This is a genomic window from Kineococcus rugosus (assembly GCF_050871975.1).
Taxonomy (GTDB): domain Bacteria; phylum Actinomycetota; class Actinomycetes; order Actinomycetales; family Kineococcaceae; genus Kineococcus.
The window spans coordinates 65002-83032 of sequence record NZ_JBJLSJ010000001.1 but is presented as its reverse complement, the minus strand read 5'-3'; the positions used below and the strand labels follow the sequence as shown (position 1 = coordinate 83032).

Annotated in this window: 14 protein-coding genes; 8 read left to right on the top strand and 6 right to left on the bottom strand. The window is 75.0% G+C overall.

Annotation, left to right across the window (positions count from 1 at the left end; translation table 11 throughout):
- Nucleotides 1-8 precede the first annotated feature (8 nt).
- From ACRYM6_RS00405 to ACRYM6_RS00395, 3 genes are all read right to left on the bottom strand, one after another.
- Nucleotides 9-1532: a sensor histidine kinase gene (locus ACRYM6_RS00405; protein WP_432540407.1), complete on the bottom strand. Its 1524-nt coding sequence runs from the start codon at nucleotides 1530-1532 to the stop codon at nucleotides 9-11.
- 35 nt (nucleotides 1533-1567) lie between these two features.
- Nucleotides 1568-2326, bottom strand: coding sequence for a response regulator transcription factor (locus ACRYM6_RS00400; RefSeq protein ID WP_432540406.1), 759 nt, complete (start codon nucleotides 2324-2326; stop codon nucleotides 1568-1570).
- Between the two features lie 152 nt (nucleotides 2327-2478).
- Entirely contained in the window at nucleotides 2479-2958 is a 480-nt protein-coding gene (locus ACRYM6_RS00395; protein WP_432540405.1) for an STAS domain-containing protein, read from the bottom strand.
- Between the two features lie 101 nt (nucleotides 2959-3059).
- Here ACRYM6_RS00395 and ACRYM6_RS00390 point away from each other — a divergent pair, with 101 nt between their 5' ends.
- Together ACRYM6_RS00390 and ACRYM6_RS00385 are read left to right on the top strand one after the other, a co-directional pair.
- Nucleotides 3060-4415 (top strand): replication-associated recombination protein A, encoded by a 1356-nt coding sequence (locus ACRYM6_RS00390; RefSeq protein WP_432540404.1) that lies wholly within the window; start codon nucleotides 3060-3062, stop codon nucleotides 4413-4415.
- Entirely contained in the window at nucleotides 4415-4933 is a 519-nt protein-coding gene (locus ACRYM6_RS00385; protein WP_432540403.1) for a type II toxin-antitoxin system PemK/MazF family toxin, read from the top strand. Before ACRYM6_RS00390 ends, ACRYM6_RS00385 begins: the two co-directional genes overlap by 1 nt.
- A gap of 7 nt (nucleotides 4934-4940) precedes the next feature.
- On the opposite strand, the gene ACRYM6_RS00380 is transcribed toward ACRYM6_RS00385, so the two are convergent.
- Nucleotides 4941-7322: a glycoside hydrolase family 65 protein gene (locus ACRYM6_RS00380; RefSeq protein ID WP_432540402.1), complete on the bottom strand. Its 2382-nt coding sequence runs from the start codon at nucleotides 7320-7322 to the stop codon at nucleotides 4941-4943.
- Between the two features lie 191 nt (nucleotides 7323-7513).
- On the opposite strand from ACRYM6_RS00380, the gene alaS reads away from it, so the two are divergent.
- From alaS to ACRYM6_RS00360, 4 genes are read left to right on the top strand one after another with little or no spacing between them, the layout of a single operon-like run.
- A complete protein-coding gene (gene alaS / locus ACRYM6_RS00375) occupies nucleotides 7514-10195 on the top strand; it encodes an alanine--tRNA ligase (RefSeq protein WP_432540401.1) in 2682 nt (893 codons plus the stop codon).
- A gap of 7 nt (nucleotides 10196-10202) precedes the next feature.
- The gene (ruvX, locus tag ACRYM6_RS00370; RefSeq protein WP_432540400.1) at nucleotides 10203-10757 is read left to right on the top strand and encodes a Holliday junction resolvase RuvX; all 555 of its coding nucleotides are present in this window, start codon (nucleotides 10203-10205) and stop codon (nucleotides 10755-10757) included.
- A gap of 11 nt (nucleotides 10758-10768) precedes the next feature.
- Nucleotides 10769-11863: an endolytic transglycosylase MltG gene (mltG, locus tag ACRYM6_RS00365; protein WP_432540399.1), complete on the top strand. Its 1095-nt coding sequence runs from the start codon at nucleotides 10769-10771 to the stop codon at nucleotides 11861-11863.
- Nucleotides 11864-11868: 5 nt separating this feature from the next.
- Nucleotides 11869-12729: a shikimate dehydrogenase gene (locus ACRYM6_RS00360; RefSeq protein ID WP_432540398.1), complete on the top strand. Its 861-nt coding sequence runs from the start codon at nucleotides 11869-11871 to the stop codon at nucleotides 12727-12729.
- 10 nt (nucleotides 12730-12739) lie between these two features.
- Here the strand turns inward: ACRYM6_RS00360 and ACRYM6_RS00355 are convergent, their stop codons facing one another.
- Both ACRYM6_RS00355 and ACRYM6_RS00350 read right to left on the bottom strand, forming a co-directional pair.
- Entirely contained in the window at nucleotides 12740-13363 is a 624-nt protein-coding gene (locus tag ACRYM6_RS00355) for a hypothetical protein (protein ID WP_432540397.1), read from the bottom strand.
- Nucleotides 13364-13423: 60 nt separating this feature from the next.
- The gene (locus tag ACRYM6_RS00350; RefSeq protein WP_432540396.1) at nucleotides 13424-14968 is read right to left on the bottom strand and encodes a GGDEF domain-containing protein; all 1545 of its coding nucleotides are present in this window, start codon (nucleotides 14966-14968) and stop codon (nucleotides 13424-13426) included.
- A 277-nt stretch (nucleotides 14969-15245) separates the two neighbouring features.
- On the opposite strand from ACRYM6_RS00350, the gene ACRYM6_RS00345 reads away from it, so the two are divergent.
- Complete coding sequence (locus tag ACRYM6_RS00345) at nucleotides 15246-16592, top strand: type IV pilus twitching motility protein PilT (protein ID WP_432540395.1); 1347 nt, start codon at nucleotides 15246-15248, stop codon at nucleotides 16590-16592.
- A 14-nt stretch (nucleotides 16593-16606) separates the two neighbouring features.
- On the top strand, nucleotides 16607-17863 hold the full coding sequence (locus tag ACRYM6_RS00340; RefSeq protein ID WP_432540394.1) for a type II secretion system F family protein: 1257 nt from the start codon (nucleotides 16607-16609) through the stop codon (nucleotides 17861-17863).
- Nucleotides 17864-18031 lie beyond the last annotated feature (168 nt).

Below are 18031 nucleotides of genomic sequence, written 5' to 3'. Positions count from 1 at the left end.
ACGAGGGCTCAGGCCGTCGGCAGGGTCACCCGGAACGCCGTGCGGCCCGGGACGCTGTCCACGGTGACCGTCCCGTGGTGGGAGGCGACGACGGCCTGCACGATCGCCAGGCCCAGCCCGGTGCTGCCGGCCGCGCGCGAGCGCGAGGAGTCGCCGCGGGCGAACCGCTCGAAGACGCGCGGCCGCAGGTCCTCGGGGATGCCGGGGCCGTCGTCGACGACGTCGACGTGGGTGCGGTCGCCGTCGGGCACCAGGCCCACGGTGACCGTCGTGCCCGGTGGGGTGTGGGTGCGGGCGTTGGCCAGCAGGTTCACCAGGACCTGGTGCAGCCGGCCGGGGTCGCCCACGACCTCCACGGCCTCCCCGGGCAGGTCCAGCCGCCAGGTGTGGTCACCGCCGGCGACCCGGGCGTCGCTGACGGCGTCCAGCACGGTCATGGTGAGGTCCACCGGTTCGCGGTCCAGGGGGCGGCCGGAGTCCAGGCGGGCCAGCAGCAGCAGGTCCTCCACCAGCCCCGTCATGCGGACCGCCTCGGACTCCACCCGGCCCAGGGCGTGCCGCACGTCGTCGGGCACGGGTTCGCGGCTGCGCCGGGTCAGCTCGGCGTACCCGCGGATCGCGGCCAGCGGGGTGCGCAGCTCGTGGGAGGCGTCGGCGACGAACTGCCGCACCCGCTGCTCGGACTCGTGCCGCGCCTCCAGCGCGGAGCCGACGTTGTCGAGCATCCGGTTCAGGGCGACGCCCACCTTGCCGACCTCGGTGCCCTCGTCGGTGTCGGCGTCCGGGACGCGCAGCGACAGGTCGACCTCGCCGCGGTCCAGCTCCAGCTCCGAGACCCGCGCGGCGGTCGCGGCGACCCGGCGCAGGGGGGCGAGGTCGCGGCGCACCAGGAGGGAGCCGGCGACGGCGGCCAGGGCCACCCCGCCGAGGACGACCGCGGCCTCGACCCCCACGACGGTCAGCAGCGTGCGGTCGACGTCGGCCAGCGGCACGCCCGTCACCTGCAGGGAGCCGTCGCGGAGGGTGTCCCCGCGGATGAGGTAGGACCCCAGGTCCGGCAGGTCCACGCGCGAGGTCTCGCCGTCGGTGACGGCGCGCAGCTCGTCGCTCTGGGCGGCGGTGAGCGCGCGCACGCAGGGGTCGGTGCCGGTGCTGCTCGCGGCGTCGTCGAAGACCCCGGACTGGCCGGTGACGAGCCGCCCGTCCGCGAACCGGGCGTACAGGGTGCCGTCGCCCTGGCCGGGGCCGACGAAGGAGGGCGTGGTGCCGTCGACGCAGCTGGCGGCGACCTCCGGCGGCGGGAACCGGGTCCGGTCGCCGGGCTCGGAGCCGCCGGGGTCGCCGACGAAGCGCTGGGACCGCTGGGCGGTGGTGCCCAGCTGGTCCTCGGCCCGCCCCATCAGCGAGGCGTAGAGGGCGAGCGTGGTCACCACCCCGATGACCAGCCCGACCGCGACGAGCAGGGCGCTGGTGGTCAGGACCAGCCGGCTGCGCAGCGAGCGGCTGCGCAGCCGCGGCAGCGGCGGGGGCACCGGGGGATCAGCTCCTGGGGCGGCTCCGGGGCGGGTCAGCTCGCGGCGGCCGCGACGGCGCCGTCGGCGGGCTTGAGCACGTACCCGGCCCCGCGGACGGTGTGGATCATCGGGTTGCGCCCGGCGTCGATCTTGCGGCGCAGGTAGGAGATGTACAGCTCGACGATGTTGGCCTGGCCGCCGAAGTCGTAGTTCCAGACGCGGTCGAGGATCTGCGCCTTCGACAGCACGCGGCGGGGGTTGCGCATGAGGTAGCGCAGCAGCTCGAACTCGGTGGCGGTCAGGCGGATCTCCTCGCCGGCGCGGGTGACCTCGTGGCTGTCCTCGTCCAGCACCAGGTCCCCGACGCACAGCACCGGCTCGGCCTTGGCGGCGGCCAGGCCCGAGCGGCGCAGCAGGCTGCGCAGGCGGGCCACGACCTCCTCCAGGCTGAACGGCTTCGTGACGTAGTCGTCCCCGCCGGCGGTCAGGCCCGCGACGCGGTCCTCCACGGCGTCCTTGGCGGTGAGGAAGAGCACCGGGACGTCGGTCGCGTCGGCCCGCAGCCGGCGCAGGACCTCCAGGCCGTCGATGTCGGGCAGCATGATGTCGAGGATCACGGCGTCGGGGCGGAAGGTGCGGGCGGCGCGGACCGCGTCGAGGCCGTTGGCGGCGGTCTGGACCTCCCACCCCTCGTACCGCAGGGTCATGCTCAGCAGCTCGGACAGCGTCGACTCGTCGTCGACGACGAGCACCCGCAGGGCGGTGCCGTCGGGGCGGGTCAGGTCCGAACGCCGGTGGGAGGTCGCGGTCATGCCTCCATGGTCGACCCCGTACCTGCCAGGTGTCCTGGGAAAGCCTGGGTTGCACCTGTGCGTCTCACCGGGATGGAGCAGCGGGACCGGTGCGTTCCCCGGGGTTTCCACCTGCACTCATAACCGGTGTCGATGGGTGCCGGTGCCGAAAGTCATGACGTGGTGAGGGGGGCGCCGGGCACCGCGCGGGCCAGGTCCAGGACGCGGGTCACGACCGGGCGGGCCGCCGACGTCGTGCACCCCGCCCCGCGGCCGGCGCACGCGGCGCGCACGGCCTCCACGAAGCGCAGCGCCCCCGCGTCCAGGGCCCGCACCTCCCGCACGTCCAGGTGCACCCGGGCCCGCGGGTGCCGCGCGCAGTGCTCGTCCACCCGCTCCAGCGCCGCCGCCAGCTGCGGCGCCAGGGTCAGGTCGACGTCGCCGCGCAGGACCACCTCGAACCGGTCCCCGTCGCGGCGCGTCGTCACCGACGACGCCTCCGGCGCCTCGGGCGGGTCCGCGGCGAGGGGCCGCGGGGAGGCGGTGGGCAGCTCCGCGCCGTGCGGGTCCGCGGGCGCGGTGGTCAGGCGGTACGCGACGACGGGGACGACGCCGGGGGTGACGGGGACGGCGGGGCCGGGGCTGCGGGTCACGCCCCCCACCGTCGGTGCCGCGGGTGGGAACCGGTCCGGAGACGGCTGTGGAACACCTGCGACCGGCGGGCCCGTCCGGGGCAGGCCGTACCGTGCCGTGCGTGTCGGACCTGTTCTCCACCGAACCCGAGGAGGGCTCCGGGCGGCCCTCCGTGCTGGCCGGGGCCCCGCTCGCCGTGCGGATGCGGCCCCGCTCCCTCGACGAGGTCGTCGGCCAGCAGCACCTCCTGGGGCCCGGATCCCCGCTGCGGCGGCTGGCCTCCGATGGCGACCTCGGCCGCGCCGGGCCCGCCTCGGTGATCCTGTGGGGCCCGCCGGGCACGGGGAAGACGACGCTGGCCACGGTGCTGGCGTCCTCCGGCGGCCGGCGGTTCACCGAGCTGTCCGCCGTCACCGCCGGCGTCAAGGACGTCCGCACCGTGATGGAGACCGCCCGCACCGACCGCGACCTCTACGGCCGCCAGACCGTCCTGTTCCTCGACGAGATCCACCGCTTCACCAAGGCCCAGCAGGACGCGCTGCTGCCCGGGGTGGAGAACCGCTGGGTCGTGCTGGTCGCGGCGACCACCGAGAACCCCAACTTCTCCGTCGTCACGCCGCTGCTGTCCCGCTCGCTGCTGCTGACGCTGCGGCCCCTGACCGCCGACGACGTGCGCGACCTGGTCCGCCGCGCGGTCGCCGACCCCCGCGGCCTGGCCGGTGAGGTGCGCGTCGAGGACGACGCCCTCGACCACCTCGTGCGCGTCGCCGACGGCGACGCCCGCCGGGCCCTGACCGCGCTGGAGGCCGCGGCGGGCACCGCCCTGGACGGCGAGGGCGAGCCCGTCGTCACCCTCGCCGACGCCGAGCGCGCGCTGGACCGGGCCGCCGTGCGCTACGACCGGCAGGGCGACCAGCACTACGACGTGGCCAGCGCGTTCATCAAGTCGATGCGCGGCTCCGACGTCGACGCCGCCCTGCACTACCTGGCCCGGATGGTCGAGGCGGGGGAGGACCCGCGGTTCATCGCCCGGCGCATCGTCATCTCCGCCAGCGAGGACGTCGGGATGGCCGACCCCTCGGCGCTGCAGACCGCGGTCGCCGCCATGCACGCCGTCGCGCAGATCGGGATGCCGGAGGCGCGGATCGTGCTGGCCCAGGCCGTCGTGCACAACGCCACCGCACCGAAGTCGAACGCGGCGTACAACGGCGTCAACGCCGCCATCGCCGACGTCCGCGCCGGGCTGGGCGGGCCCGTCCCGGCGCACCTGCGCGACGCCCACTACGCCGGGGCGGGGAAACTGGGGCACGGCGCCGGGTACGTGTACACCCACGACGTGCCCAGCGGTGTGGCACCGCAGCAGTACGCCCCGGACGCGCTGGTGGGCAAGGACTACTACGTCCCCACCGACCGGGGCTTCGAGGCCGCCGTGCGGGAACGGCTCGCGCGGCTGCGCAGGATCGTCAGGGGGCGTTGATGTTCGGTCGGATCGTGCGGGTGCTGCTGCGCGAGGTGGAGCGCCAGCTCGCCGTCCCCCGCAGCGCACCGCCCACCCCCGAGGCCGCCCCGGCGCGCCCGGCCCCGCGCCGCGGGCGCGGCGCCCGCGACCTCGGCGGCGCCGCGCGCGTCGTGCTCGACTACGCCCCCCGCGCCGACGGCCGGCCCGACCCCGGCGAGGTCGTCTGGGCCTGGGTGCCGTTCGAGGAGGGCGACGGCCGCGGCAAGGACCGGCCCGTGCTGGTCGCCGGCCGCCGCGGCGACGAGCTCGTCGGCTTCATGATGACCAGCAAGGACCACGACTCCCGCCCCGGCGACGGCCGCGTCTGGGTCGACGTGGGGGCCGGGGCCTGGGACCGGCGGGGCCGTCCCAGCGAGGTCCGCCTCGACCGGGTCCTGACCGTCGCCCCGCGCGACGTGCGCCGCGAGGGCGCCGCCCTGGACCGGGCCCGGTTCGAGGAGGTCGCGGCCCGGGCGCGGAGGCTGCACGGCTGGTGAGCGCCGGTCAGCGGCGCCGCCGCGGCTCCAGGTGCCGCGGCTGCCGCGGCCGGGTCAGGCCCTCGTCGGCCGCCGGCGGGACCGCCAGCACGACGGGGGCCGACCCGTCCACGGTGAACGGCTCCCCGTGGTGCGCGGCCTGCACCGGGCCGCCCTCCACGACCGCGTAGCGCACGTCCGCCGCGCCCACCGACACCTCCAGGCACGACCCGCGGTGGCGGGTGCGGAACCGCAGCCCCCGCAGGTTCTCCGGCAGCCGCGGCGCGAACGACAGGCCGCCGTCGGCGTCCCGCATCCCGCCGTACCCGGCGACCAGCGCCGTCCACGCCCCGGCGAGGGAGGCGATGTGCAGGCCGTCGGCCGTCTTGCCCCGCAGGTCGTGCAGGTCGACGAACGCGGCCTCGTGCACGTAGTCCGCGGCCAGCCCCAGGTGCCCCACCTCGGCGGCCACGACGGCCTGCACCGACGCCGACAGCGAGGAGTCGCGCACCGTCAGGCCCTCGTAGTACTCGAACGCGGCCCGCTTCTCCTCCCGGGTGAAGGCCTCCGGCCGCAGGTACATCGCCAGCACCAGGTCGGCCTGCTTGACGACCTGCCGCCGGTAGATGCTGAAGTAGGGGAAGGAGTCCTGCAGCGGGTACTGCTCGGCGGCGGTGCTCTCGAAGTCCCAGCGCTGCCGCTGCGTGGCGCCCTCGTCCTGGGCGTGCAGCCCCGTCTCGGGGTCGCGGGGGACGTGCACGGCGTCGGCCAGCCGCGTGAACGTCGCCACCTCCTCGTCGTCCACCCCCAGCGCCGCGGCCCGCTCGGGGAACCTCTCCACCAGGTCCACGGCCGCCCGCAGGTTCGCCTGCGCCATGAGGTTGGTGTAGGCGTTGTCGTCGACGAGCGCGCTGTACTCGTCGGGGCCGGTGACCCCGTCGACGTGGAACCGGCCCGCGGAGTCCTCCCGGCCCAGCACCACCCACGACCGCGCGGTCTCCACCACGAGGTCGACCAGCGCCTCCTGGGCCAGGTCGTCGTCGCCGGTGGCGTGCAGGTGCCGCACGGCCGCGTCGGCGATGTCGGCGTTCAGGTGCACCGCGGCCGTCCCCGCCGGCCAGTACCCCGAGCTCTCCCGGCCGGTGATCGTGCGCCAAGGGAACGTCGCGCCGGCCAGCCCCAGCTCCCGGGCCCGGTCGCGGGCCGCCGGCAGCATCCGGTGCCGCCAGCGCAGCGCGTCCGCCGCGGCCTGCGGCCACACGTGGTTCAGCACCGGCAGCACGAACACCTCGGTGTCCCAGAAGGTGTGGCCGTCGTACCCGGTCCCGGTCAGCCCCTTCGCCGGGATGCCCCGGTCGGTGCCCTGCGCGGCGGCCTGGAACACGTGGAACAGCGCGAACCGCACCGCCTGCTGCAGGTCGTCGTCGCCCTCGACGTGGACGTCGGCGTGGGACCAGAAGTCGTCCAGCACCGCCCGCTGCTGGGCGCGCAACCGCTCCCAGCCCTCGCGGACCCCCTCGGCCAGCAGCTCGTCCAGCCGCGCGCCGAGGTCGTCGCGCTCGGCCTGCGGGGCCCAGCCCAGGGCCACGACCTTCGTCACCCGCAGCGCCTCCCCGGCCCCCAGCCGCACCCGGGCCGAGGTCACCAGCCGGTCGCCGGTGGCGTGGGTGCGCACGTCGGTCGGGGCCGGCCCCACCACGTCGTGCTCGACGTGCACGGCCACCGCCAGGCCGCTGCCGTCGGTGCGCTGGCGCAGCACCCCGCCGCGGTGCCGGGTGGCGGTGACCGCCTCGTGCAGCTGCTGGGAGGCCACGACGGACGACCGCACCTCCACCTCGACGGCCTCGGAGTCGGCGCGCACCCGGTAGTCGAGGGCGAACAGCCCTGGCCGCTCCAGCGGGACGAGCCGCTCGGCGTCGACGACGACCCGGTGCCCGGCGGGGGAGGTCCACCGCAGGTGCCGCTGCAGGGTGCCGCTGCGCAGGTCCAGCACGCGCTGGTGGTCGGTGAGGTCACCGGTGCGCACGTCGAGGCGCTCACCGGCCACGAACAGCTCCACGCGCGTCGGGTCGGGCACCTCGACCAGCCGCTCCTGCACGGTGGGGTAGCCGTAGGCGTACTCCGGGTAGCTCAGCGGCCACAGTTCGTAGGCGCCGCTGAGGTAGGTGCCCGGAGTCCCCGCGGGCGCGCCCTCCTCCAGCGAGCCGCGCACCCCGACCCGGCCGTTCGACAGCGCGAACAGCGACTCCACCTGCGCCAGCCGCTCCAGGTCCAGCGGGCCCTCCCGCACGGCCCACGGGTGGGCGGCGGCGAGCTGGTGCACGGCGTCCTCGACGCGGTCCGGCACGGGAGCGGCGGCGGGGTCGGCGGCGGGGTCGGTGGCGGGGTCGGCGGCGGGGGCGGTCGGCATGGGAGCGGGGTCCTCCACAGGTGTCGGACGGGCGGCGGTGCCCACATCCGAACAGCCCCCGCGACCTCCCGCACCCCCAGCCCGCCCGCACCGGCCGTGCACCCCGCTCCGGCGCCCGGCCGGACGGGTAGGGTCGAGGGCTGTACATCCCGGCACCCTCGTGGTGAGACGCACAGCAGGAGGCACGTCCGATGCAGACGGCAGAGATCCGTCGCCGGTGGCTCGACTTCTTCGAGCGCAAGGGGCACACCGTCGTCCCCAGCGCCTCGCTGGTCTCGACCGACCCCAGCCTCATGTTCACCGTCGCCGGGATGGTCCCCTTCATCCCGTACCTCACCGCCCAGGTGCCTGCGCCCTACAAGCGCGCCACCAGCGTCCAGAAGTGCCTGCGGACCCTCGACATCGAGGAGGTCGGCAAGACCACCCGCCACGGCACGTTCTTCCAGATGAACGGCAACTTCTCCTTCGGCGACTACTTCAAGCGCGAGGCCGTCACCTTCGCCTGGGAGCTGCTGACCACCCCCGAGGCCGACGGCGGCCTCGGCTTCGACCCCGAGCGGCTGTGGACGACCGTCTACCTCGACGACGACGAGGCGTTCCAGCTGTGGCGCGAGCAGGGGGTGCCCGCCGAGCGCATCCAGCGCCGCGGCAAGAAGGACAACTACTGGAACACGGGCCAGCCCGGCCCCGGCGGCCCCTGCTCGGAGATCTACTTCGACCGCGGCCCCGAGTTCGGCGCCGAGGGCGGCCCCGAGGCCGACGAGGACCGCTACATCGAGATCTGGAACCTCGTCTTCATGCAGTACCAGCTCTCCGCGGTGCGCTCGAAAACCGACTTCGACGTCGCCGGCGAGCTGCCCGCCAAGAACATCGACACCGGCATGGGCCTGGAGCGCGTCGCGTTCCTCAAGCAGGGCGTCGACAACATGTACGAGATCGACGAGGTCCGCCCCGTCCTGGACTACGCGGCGCTCGCGGCCGAGAAGGAGTACGGCGCGAACCACGAGGACGACGTCCGCATGCGGGTCGTCGCCGACCACGTCCGCAGCGCCCTCATGCTCATCGGCGACGGCGTCACCCCCGGCAACGAGGGGGCCGGCTACGTCCTGCGCCGCCTCATCCGCCGCGCGGTCCGCGCGATGCGCCTGCTCGGCTTCGAGGACGAGGCGCTGCCGATCCTGCTGCCGGCCTCCATGGAGGTCATGAGCGCCTCCTACCCCGAGCTGCGGACCGACTTCGAGCGCATCTCCCGGGTCGCCTACGCCGAGGAGCAGGCCTTCCGCCGCACCCTCGTCTCCGGGACGGCGATCTTCGAGACCGCTGTCGCGCAGGCGAAGTCCGCCGGCGCGACGACCCTGTCGGGGGAGCGCGCGTTCGCGCTGCACGACACCTACGGGTTCCCGATCGACCTCACGCTGGAGATGGCCTCCGAGGCCGGCGTCAGCGTCGACGAGGCGGGGTTCCGCACGCTGATGGCCGAGCAGGTCGGCCGCGCCAAGGCCGACGCGCGGGCGAAGAAGACCGGCGGGGTCGACCTGACCGTCTACCGCTCCGCGCTGGAGACCCTCCCGGCGCCGGTCGAGTTCACCGGGTACGTCGAGGCGCAGAACGAGGCCCGCGTCCAGGTCGTCCTGCAGGGCGGGGTCAGCACCCCGTCGGCGCCCGTCGGCACCGACGTCGAGGTCGTCCTGGACCGCACGCCCTTCTACGCCGAGGGCGGGGGGCAGCTCGCCGACCACGGCACCGTCACCACCGCCTCGGGCGCGGTCGTCACCGTCACCGACGTGCAGCAGCCCGTCCGCGGCCTGATCGTCCACAAGGGCACGGTCACCAGCGGCGAGCTGGTCGCCGGCGACGCGGCGCACGCCGTCGTCGACGCCGCCCGCCGCCGCTCGATCAGCCGCGCGCACACCGCCACCCACCTGGTCCACCAGGTCCTGCGCGAGCACCTCGGCGACACCGCCACCCAGGCTGGGTCGCAGAACGCCCCCGGGCGGCTGCGGTTCGACTACTCCTCCACCGCGCAGGTCGGCACGCAGGTCGTGCGCGACATCGAGGGCGTCGTCAACGAGCGCGTCCACGACGACCTGCCCGTCTCGGCCGAGGTCATGGACCGCGACGCCGCGCTGAACTCCGGGGCGATGGCCCTGTTCGGGGAGAAGTACGGCGACCGCGTCCGCGTGGTCTCCATCGGCGGGGACTGGTCCAAGGAGCTGTGCGGGGGCACCCACACCCTGACCTCGCAGCAGGTCGGGATGGTCTCGATCCTGTCCGAGAGCTCCATCGGCTCCGGCGCGCGCCGCATCGAGGCGCTCGTGGGCGCCGACGCGTTCGACTTCCTGACCCGCGAGCACCTGCTCGTCAACCAGCTCACCGACGTCGTCAAGGCGCGGCCGGAGGAGCTGCCCGACCGCATCGGCTCGCTGCTGACGCGCCTGTCGGAGGCGGAGAAGGAGATCGCCAAGCTCAAGGCCGGTCAGGTCCTGGCCCTGGCCCCGACCATCGCGGCCAGTCCCATCGACACCTTCGGCGTCCAGGTCGTGGCCCACGACGCCGGGGCCGCCTCGGCCGACGACGTCCGCACCCTGGTCCTCGACGTCCGGGCCCGGCTCGGGGAGGCGCGGCCCGCCGTGGTCGCGATCGCCGGGGTCGCCAAGGACCGCCCGGTCGTCGTCGTGGCGACCAACGCCGAGGCCCGCACCTGGGGCGTCAAGGCCGGTGAGCTGGTCCGCACCGCGGCCCAGACCCTCGGCGGCGGCGGCGGCGGCAAGGACGACCTCGCCCAGGGCGGCGGGCAGGACGCCTCGAAGGTCGGCGCGGCGCTCACCGCGATCGTCGACTTCGTCGGCGCCCGCGTCACGGGCTCGGTGTGACCCGTCCGTGAGGCCGGGTGTGCGACTCGCCGTCGACGTCGGCAGCGTCCGGGTCGGCCTCGCGGCGTGCGACCCTGCTGGCGTGATCGCCTCACCGGTGCGGACCCTCGTCCGCGACGCCGAGCACGACGCCGACGTCGCCGAGATCGCCGGGGAGGCCCGGCAGCGGGCCGCGGTGGAGATCGTGCTCGGCCTGCCGCTGTCGATGGACGGGACGCAGGGCCCGGCGGCCTTGCGCGCGCTGGACTACGCCGACAAGATCAGGCGGGCCGTGCCCGAGGTGCCCGTCCGGCTGGTCGACGAGCGGCTCAGCACGGTGGACGCGCACCGCGCCCTGCACGCCGCGGGGAAGCGGGAGAAGCAGTTCCGGGCGGTCGTCGACCAGGCGGCCGCGGTGGTGCTCCTGCAGGCAGCGCTCGACGCGGAGCGTGCGGGGCACCCCGCCGGACGGGTGGTCGAGGGGCCGAAGGTGCGTCGCAAGGCCCGGCACCGCGCGCAGGGTGGGGCAGGGAACGCGCAGGCACGGACGTCGGGACCCGACGCCACGGAGGGCAGGGGCTGATGATGGACCTGATGGACCTACCGGACACCCAGGACGCGGGCGCCCGCCGGCGCCGGAAGGTGAAGCGCCGTCGCGCGCTCGTCGCGATCGTGGCCTCCCTGGCCGTCCTCGGCGGCGGCACGGCCGCCGCCTGGGGCACCCTGGGCCCGGTCGTGGCCCGGTTCACCGAGAGCGACGACTGGGACGGCGCCGGCACCGGCACCGTCGACGTCAAGATCGTCGCCGGGGACACCGGCCGTGCGATCGGGCGCACCCTCACCGAGGCCGGCGTCGTGAAGACCAGCAGCGCCTTCGTCTCGGCCGCCGCCGCGCAGCCGAAGATGGCCGGCATCCAGCCCGGCACCTACCGCCTCAAGCAGGGCATGTCCTCGGCCGCCGCGGTCGCGCTGCTGCTCGACCCCGCCTCCAAGGTGACCACGCGGCTCACCGTCCCCGAGGGGCTGACGGTGAAGCAGGTCGTGGCGCTGGTGGAGAAGACGACCGGCATGAGCGCCGACGCCCTGAACGCCGCCCTGGCCGACCCGGTGGCCCTGGGGCTGCCCGCGGCGGCGAACGGCAACGCCGAGGGCTACCTGTTCCCCGCCACGTACGAGGTGAACCCCGACGAGACCCCCGCGCAGGTGCTGGCGGCGATGGTGACCCAGACCACGACGGTCCTGACGTCGCTGGGGGTGGCCCCCGAGCAGGTGCACGACGTCGTGGTGAAGGCGAGCATCGCGCAGAAGGAGGCGCGCAGCGCCGAGGACATGACCCGCGTCGTGCGGGTCCTGGAGAACCGGCTCGCGATCGGCATGCCGCTGCAGCTGGACTCGACCGTCAGCTACGGCGCCGGGTCGACCGGGACCGTCACCACGACGGCCGCGCAGCGCGCCACCGACACGCCCTGGAACACCTACCTGCACCCCGGGCTGCCCGCCGGCCCCATCAGCAACCCCGGTGAGGACGCGCTGCGGGCCGCGCTGGCGCCCGCGGACGGCCCGTGGCTGTTCTTCGTCACCGTGGACCTGGCCACGGGGGAGACCCGGTTCGCCACGACGGCCGCCGAGCACGACGCCAACGTCAAGCTGTTCCAGCAGTACCTGCGCGACCACCCCGACGCGAAGTAGCCCCCGTGAGAGCAGCGGTCTGCGGTTCGCCCATCGCCCACTCCCTGTCCCCGGCGCTGCACCGCGCCGCGTACCGGGCGCTGGGGCTGACCGGCTGGGACTACGACCTCCTGGAGGTCGACGAGGAGCGGCTGCCCTCCGTGGTGGGGGCCCTGGACTCCACCTGGGCCGGGCTGAGCCTGACGATGCCGTTGAAGCAGGCGATCGTCCCGCTGGTCGACGAGGTCAGCGACTTCGCCCGCGCGGTCGGGTCGGTGAACACCGTCGTGGTGACCCCGCGGCTGGACCGCCGCAACACCCCCGGTCGCCGGGGGGTGCGGCTGCGGGCGGAGAACACCGACGTCATCGGCCTGGTGACGGCGCTGGCCGAGGCCGGGGCCGCGCGGATCCGGCACGGGGTCGTCCTCGGCGGGGGGGCCACGGCCCGCTCGGCGGTGGTGGCGCTGCTGCAGGCCGGGTGCCCGCGCCCGGTCGCGGTCGTCCGCTCGCCCGACCGCGCCGCCGAGCTGCGCGGTGTCGCGGCCCGCCTGGGCGGCGAGGTCGAGATCCGCGACTGGTCCGAGCTGCCCGTCGCCCTCACCGCCGACGTCGTCGTCTCCACCGTGCCGATCGGCGGCTCGCAGGCCATGACCGACGCGGTGCTCGGCGCCTTCCGGCCCACCTGGTGGCCGCTGCTGCTGGACGTCGTGTACGCGCCCTGGCCCACGCCGCTGGCGCAGCGGTGGGGCGGGACGGTCGTCAACGGCTTCGAGATGCTGCTGCACCAGGCCGTCGCGCAGGTCGAGCTCATGACCGGCCGCGAGGGGCCGGTGGCGGCGATGCGCGAGGCGGGGCTGGCGGTGCTGGCCGAACGGGCTCGCGCCTGAGGCCTCAGGCTCAGGCTCCGCCGGACCCCGCCGCGGCCAGGTCCACCACGAACGTCACGGCCGGGTCGGCGTCGCTCGCGCCGTCCGCCGCGGGCTGCGCGGTGAGCCGCGTCGGCCCGGCGCCCCACGCGCCGTCGCGCGGGAACTCCTGCCAGTCCTGCACCGACGCGCCCGGCGCGACGTCCGCGGCGGCCGGCGCGTCGCGCCCGCACCGCGAGGCGGTGGCCCCGGCGGCGGCCCCGGGCACCTCGACGGACGCGCTGCGCCACGTCCGCAGCTCCACCGGTCCCGGGCACGACCACGGCTGCGCCCGGTCGGCGGTGTTCGTCCACGTGAACAGCACCCGCACCCGGTCCGGGCCGACCTGCGCCTGCGTCGCGGTCAGCCGCCACAGCTCCGACGGCTCCTGCGTCAGGTCCGGCCCCCGCAGCGCGTACGACCCGACGGCCGGCAGGTTCCGCCCGGCCTCCTCCACGGCGCGGGACTCGCGCGCCGACCCCACGAGCAGCGTGGCGACGTACACCAGCACCGCGACGGCCCCGACCCCCACGACCGCCGCGACCCAGCCCAGCCAGCCACCCCTCGGGGGCTGCGGGGCGGGGGCGAGCGGGCTGGTGAGGTGCTGGTCGTCCACGCCGACCACTGTCCTCCGGGCGTCCGCGGCCGCGTCCGGCGGGGTCGCCGGTCGTCCCGGTCAGCGGTCCGGGCGCGGGCGGGTGCGCTTGTGGGCGTACATCCGCACGTCCGCGACGTGCAGCGCCGGGGGCAGCCCGTCGGCGCCGACGGCCGCGGTCCCGGTGGACAGCCCCACCGCGGCCGCGACGCCCGACGGCAGCGGCACGGGGGCGGTGACCTCGGTCTGCAGCCGGTGCAGCAGCCCGCTCAGGCCCGGCTCGTCCGCGGCCTGGACCAGCAGCACGAACTCGTCGCCCCCCAGGCGGGCCACGACGCCGTGACCCTCGGCGACCGCGGCCAGCCGGGACGCGACGACCCGCAGCACCTCGTCGCCGGCCGCGTGCCCGTGGGTGTCGTTGACGGCCTTGAAGCCGTCGAGGTCGGCCAGGACGACGTGCCAGCCGTCCGTGCGGGGGGAGCGCGGCCGCGGCAGGAGCCCCGCCGGCTCGGCGGCCAGGACCTGCGCGGCGAGGTCGCGCAGCCCCCGGCGGGTGTACGCCCCGGTCAGGTCGTCGCGGCGGGCCGACGCGGCGGCGTGCTCGTCGCGGTGCGCGTCGCGCACCCGCAGCCCCGCCAGGACCAGCGCCAGCACCAGACCGGTGCCCACGGTGCCGAGCGTGGCGGCCCCGGGTGCCTCCGCGCCGCCCGGGGCGAGCCGGTGAGCGGCGATCGCGGCGGTCGCGGCGGGCGCCAGGTACTGCGTCAGCAGCGTCCCCGCGACGACGAGCACCTCCGGGGCCCGGACCGGGACGGGGGGCAGGGCGCTGGGGGTGGGGTGCTCGTCGGGCGGGCACCACAGGTGGGTCAGGACGAGCAGCACCACGCCGGCCAGGGCCGTGCACAGCCCCGCGACCCAGGCCGGGCCCGAGCCGACGGTCTGGCCGACGACCGTGCCCGCGTCCCCGAGCACCAGCGCCGCGACCCCGGCGGTGGTCAGCAGGACGGGTGCGCGGGCGGCGCGCGGACGTCCCCGGCCGGCCGGCCGCCGCCAGGCGACCGCGGCGGCGTTGGTCAGGACGAGCAGGTCGAACGTGCAGAACAGCGCCCACGGGGTCCCGTCGTCGATGGCCCGGCCCAGCGGCGTCAGGAGCAGGAGCAACGCGGCGGCGGTCGCGGTGAGGTGCAGGTGGACGACGGTGGAGCGGCCGCGGAACAGCCGCCGCCACGCCGGCCCGCCGGTGGTGGCGGTGGGCACCTGGTCGGCGAGCACGGCCAGCAGCGCCAGGTAGCGCAGGAGCCCCAGCGTCACGGTGGGGCCCGGTTCGGACTGCCCGTCGACGTAGCGCAGGCCCTCGACGGCGGACGTGGCGAGCCAGTAGGTGTCGCCGAGGGCCGTGGCGGCCAGGTAGACCCCGACCAGGCGCAGCGCGTACCGGCCGGCCCGGGTGGGGGACAGGGCGGCGCCCGCGAGGGCGGCCCCCGCCGCGGTGACCTCGACGGCGACGACGGCGGCGGTCACGGTGGCGGCCGGTCCCAGCAGCACCCACAGCCAGGCCAGGACCAGGGGGAGCAGGACGGCGCTGCTCAGCAGCCGGCCGGTCCGGGCGCTCCGGTGCCTCAGCACGCCGTCCTCCACGCATCAGGGTCATCGACTGATCACTGTCCGCTCAGATCATGGGGTGCTCGTGGGGAGCGCCGCGCCGCGTTCCGGGACATTGGCCCCCGCAAGGGGGCCACCGGCCGGGCCGTCCGCCACCCGAACGGCCCACGCCCGTGATCGTCGTCCTCAAGCGCCTCCCGGGGCGGGCCGATGAGCACAGGAGAGCGACGGCACTCCGCCGTCCGTTCCGTCGTGCCGTGTGGGGAGCGAGATGGACAACGCTGGTCAGGGTGGTCAGCCCGTGGAGCCGTACGTCCCGACGAACCTGCGCCCGGGCGCCGACGGCGTCCCCTCGGCGCGGCCGAACATCAGCGCGTTGCTCAAGCAGCTCGAGCAGGACCAGGCGGACCTGACCGCCGCCGCACCCGCGCCCCAGCCCGCGCCCCAGCCCGTGCCGCAGCCGCGCGCCGTCCACCTGGCCCCCGAGGTCCCGACCGCCCCGCCGCTGGTGGCGCAGCTGGCCCCCGAGCACGGCGACCTCGCCCACGAACCGCTCGTCACGACCGGCGACCCCCGCCAGGCGACGAAGCTGCGCGTCAACGACGTCCTCATCCGGGCCCTGGAGCTCGGCGCGTCCGACATCCACCTCACCACCGGCACCCACCCCACCGGCCGCGTCTCCGGCGAGATGACCGCCATGGACGAGTTCCCCCGGCTCACCCCGAACGTGCTGCAGGAAGCCGTCTACGCCATCCTCACCCAGAAGCAGCGGGAGACGTTCGAGGCGAACCTGGAACTCGACTTCGCCTACCAGGTCCCCGGCCACTCCCGGTTCCGCGTGAACGTGTACCGCCAGCGTGAGTCCGTCGGCGCGGCGTTCCGGCAGATCCCCTTCGACATCCGGCCCTTGGAGGACCTCGGCGTCCCGCCCGTCGTCGGGTCCTTCGCCGGCCTGCAGCGCGGGTTCGTGCTCGTCACCGGGCCCACCGGTTCGGGGAAGTCGACGACGCTCGCCTCGATCGTCGACCTCGCCAACCGCACCCGCAAGGACCACATCATGACGGTCGAGGACCCCATCGAGTTCCTCCACCGCCACAAGAGCTGCATCGTCAACCAGCGCGAGGTCGGCGAGGACACCAAGAGCTTCGCCAACGCCCTCAAGCACGTCCTGCGCCAGGACCCCGACATCATCCTCGTCGGCGAGATGCGCGACCTCGAGACCATCTCCGTCGCGCTCACCGCCGCCGAGACCGGTCACCTCGTCTTCGGCACCCTGCACACCCAGAGCGCCGCCTCCACCATCGACCGCGTCATCGACGTGTTCCCCCCGCACCAGCAGACCCAGATCCGCGTCCAGCTCGCCGGCGCCATCCAGGGCGTCGTCTGCCAGACCCTGTGCAAGCGCGCCGACGGCCGCGGCCGCGTCGTCGCCACCGAGGTCATGGTCGCCACCCCCGCCATCCGCAATCTCATCCGCGAGGGCAAGACCCACCAGATCGGCTCCGCCATGCAGGCCGGCGCCCAGTACGGGATGCACACCCTCGACCAGCACCTCGCCGAGCTGGTCCGCACCCGTCAGATCACGTTCGAACACGGCCTGGAGAAGTGCTCCGCCGCCGACGAGTTCCGTCGCCTGACCGGGCGCTGAGGAAGGACAGAGCGATGGCCACCGCCACCAAGGCACCGGCGCGTCCCGGGCAGCGCACGTTCGACTACGCCGTGCGCGACCGGACCGGCAAGCTCATCAAGGGTTCCCTCGAGGCCAGCGACGCGCAGGCCGTCGTGGCCCGCCTCAAGAGCCAGGGCATGGCCCCGGTCTCGGTGGAGGAGTCCAGGGTCGGCAAGGGCATGCAGATGGAGATCAGCCTGCCCGGCGGCAACCGGGTCAAGCTGAAGGACCTCGCCCTGATGTCGCGGCAGTTCGCGACGATGGTGAGCTCCGGGTTGTCGCTGCTGAAGGCGCTCTCCATCCTCGCGGACCAGACGGAGAGCAAGAAGCTGGCGGCCACCCTGCAGGAGTGCCGCAGCGAGGTGGAGAGCGGCACGTCCCTGTCGACCGCCCTCACCAAGCACCGCGACGTGTTCCCGCCCCTCATGGTCAACATGGTGCGGGCGGGCGAGGTCGGAGGTTTCCTCGACCAGGTCCTCGTGCAGATCGCCGACAACTTCGAGGCCGAGGTCAAGCTCAAGGCCAAGGTGAAGTCAGCCATGACCTACCCGGTCGTGGTGTTCGTCATCGCCATCCTCGCCGTGGTCGGCATGCTGCTGTTCATCGTCCCGATCTTCGCGCAGATGTTCGCCGACATGGGCGGCACGCTGCCCCTGCCCACGCAGATCCTCGTCACCTTGTCGCACGGGATGCAGTACGCCGCACCGATCGGGGTCGTCCTGGCGATCGCGCTGCCCGTGGTGTGGCGGAAGGTCAAGAACAACCCGGGGGTGCGTGACGTCGTCGATCCCTTGAAGCTGAAGGTGCCGATCTTCGGCCTCCTCGCGCAGAAGATCGCGTTGAGCCGCTTCACCCGCAACCTCGGCACCATGCTCCGCTCGGGCGTCCCGATCCTGCAGAGCCTGGAGATCGTGGGTGACGCCAGCGGGAACGTCGTCATCGAGCGCGCCGCGAAGGACGTCATGGAGAGCGTCCGCTCCGGGCGCTCCCTGGCTGGCCCGCTGGCCGAGCACGCCGTGTTCCCGGCGATGGTCGTGCAGATGATGAGCGTCGGTGAGGACACGGGTGCCCTCGACGCCATGCTGTACAAGATCTCCGACTTCTACGACCAGGAGGTCGAGGCGACGACCGAGGCCCTCACGAGCCTCATCGAACCCCTGATGATCGCCTTCCTGGGCGGCATCGTCGGCTCGATGATCGTGGCCATGTACATGCCCATCTTCAAGGTTATGGACCTCGTCCAGGGCTGATCCCGACCCGCCCGAGGGCCCGTGCGCGACCGCGCACGGGCCCTCGGCGTTGCTGCTCCCCGTTCCCGGTCCGCGCCGCCGGCCGGCGCTGGGAGCGCGGGGACCCGCGGAACGCAGCGACGACGCCCGAGCCGGGGGAACGGCCGCTGAACCGTTCGGGTGACGGCG

Excerpts from the sequence above, each read along its gene's own strand:
- ACRYM6_RS00385 (WP_432540403.1), top strand. The coding sequence starts at position 4,415 with ATGTTCGGTCGGATCGTGCGGGTGCTGCTGCGCGAGGTGGAGCGCCAG.
- alaS (WP_432540401.1), top strand. The coding sequence starts at position 7,514 with ATGCAGACGGCAGAGATCCGTCGCCGGTGGCTCGACTTCTTCGAGCGC.
- ACRYM6_RS00400 (WP_432540406.1), bottom strand. The coding sequence starts at position 2,326 with ATGACCGCGACCTCCCACCGGCGTTCGGACCTGACCCGCCCCGACGGC.
- mltG (WP_432540399.1), top strand. The coding sequence starts at position 10,769 with ATGGACCTACCGGACACCCAGGACGCGGGCGCCCGCCGGCGCCGGAAG.
- ACRYM6_RS00380 (WP_432540402.1), bottom strand. The coding sequence starts at position 7,322 with ATGCCGACCGCCCCCGCCGCCGACCCCGCCACCGACCCCGCCGCCGAC.
- ACRYM6_RS00340 (WP_432540394.1), top strand. The coding sequence starts at position 16,607 with ATGGCCACCGCCACCAAGGCACCGGCGCGTCCCGGGCAGCGCACGTTC.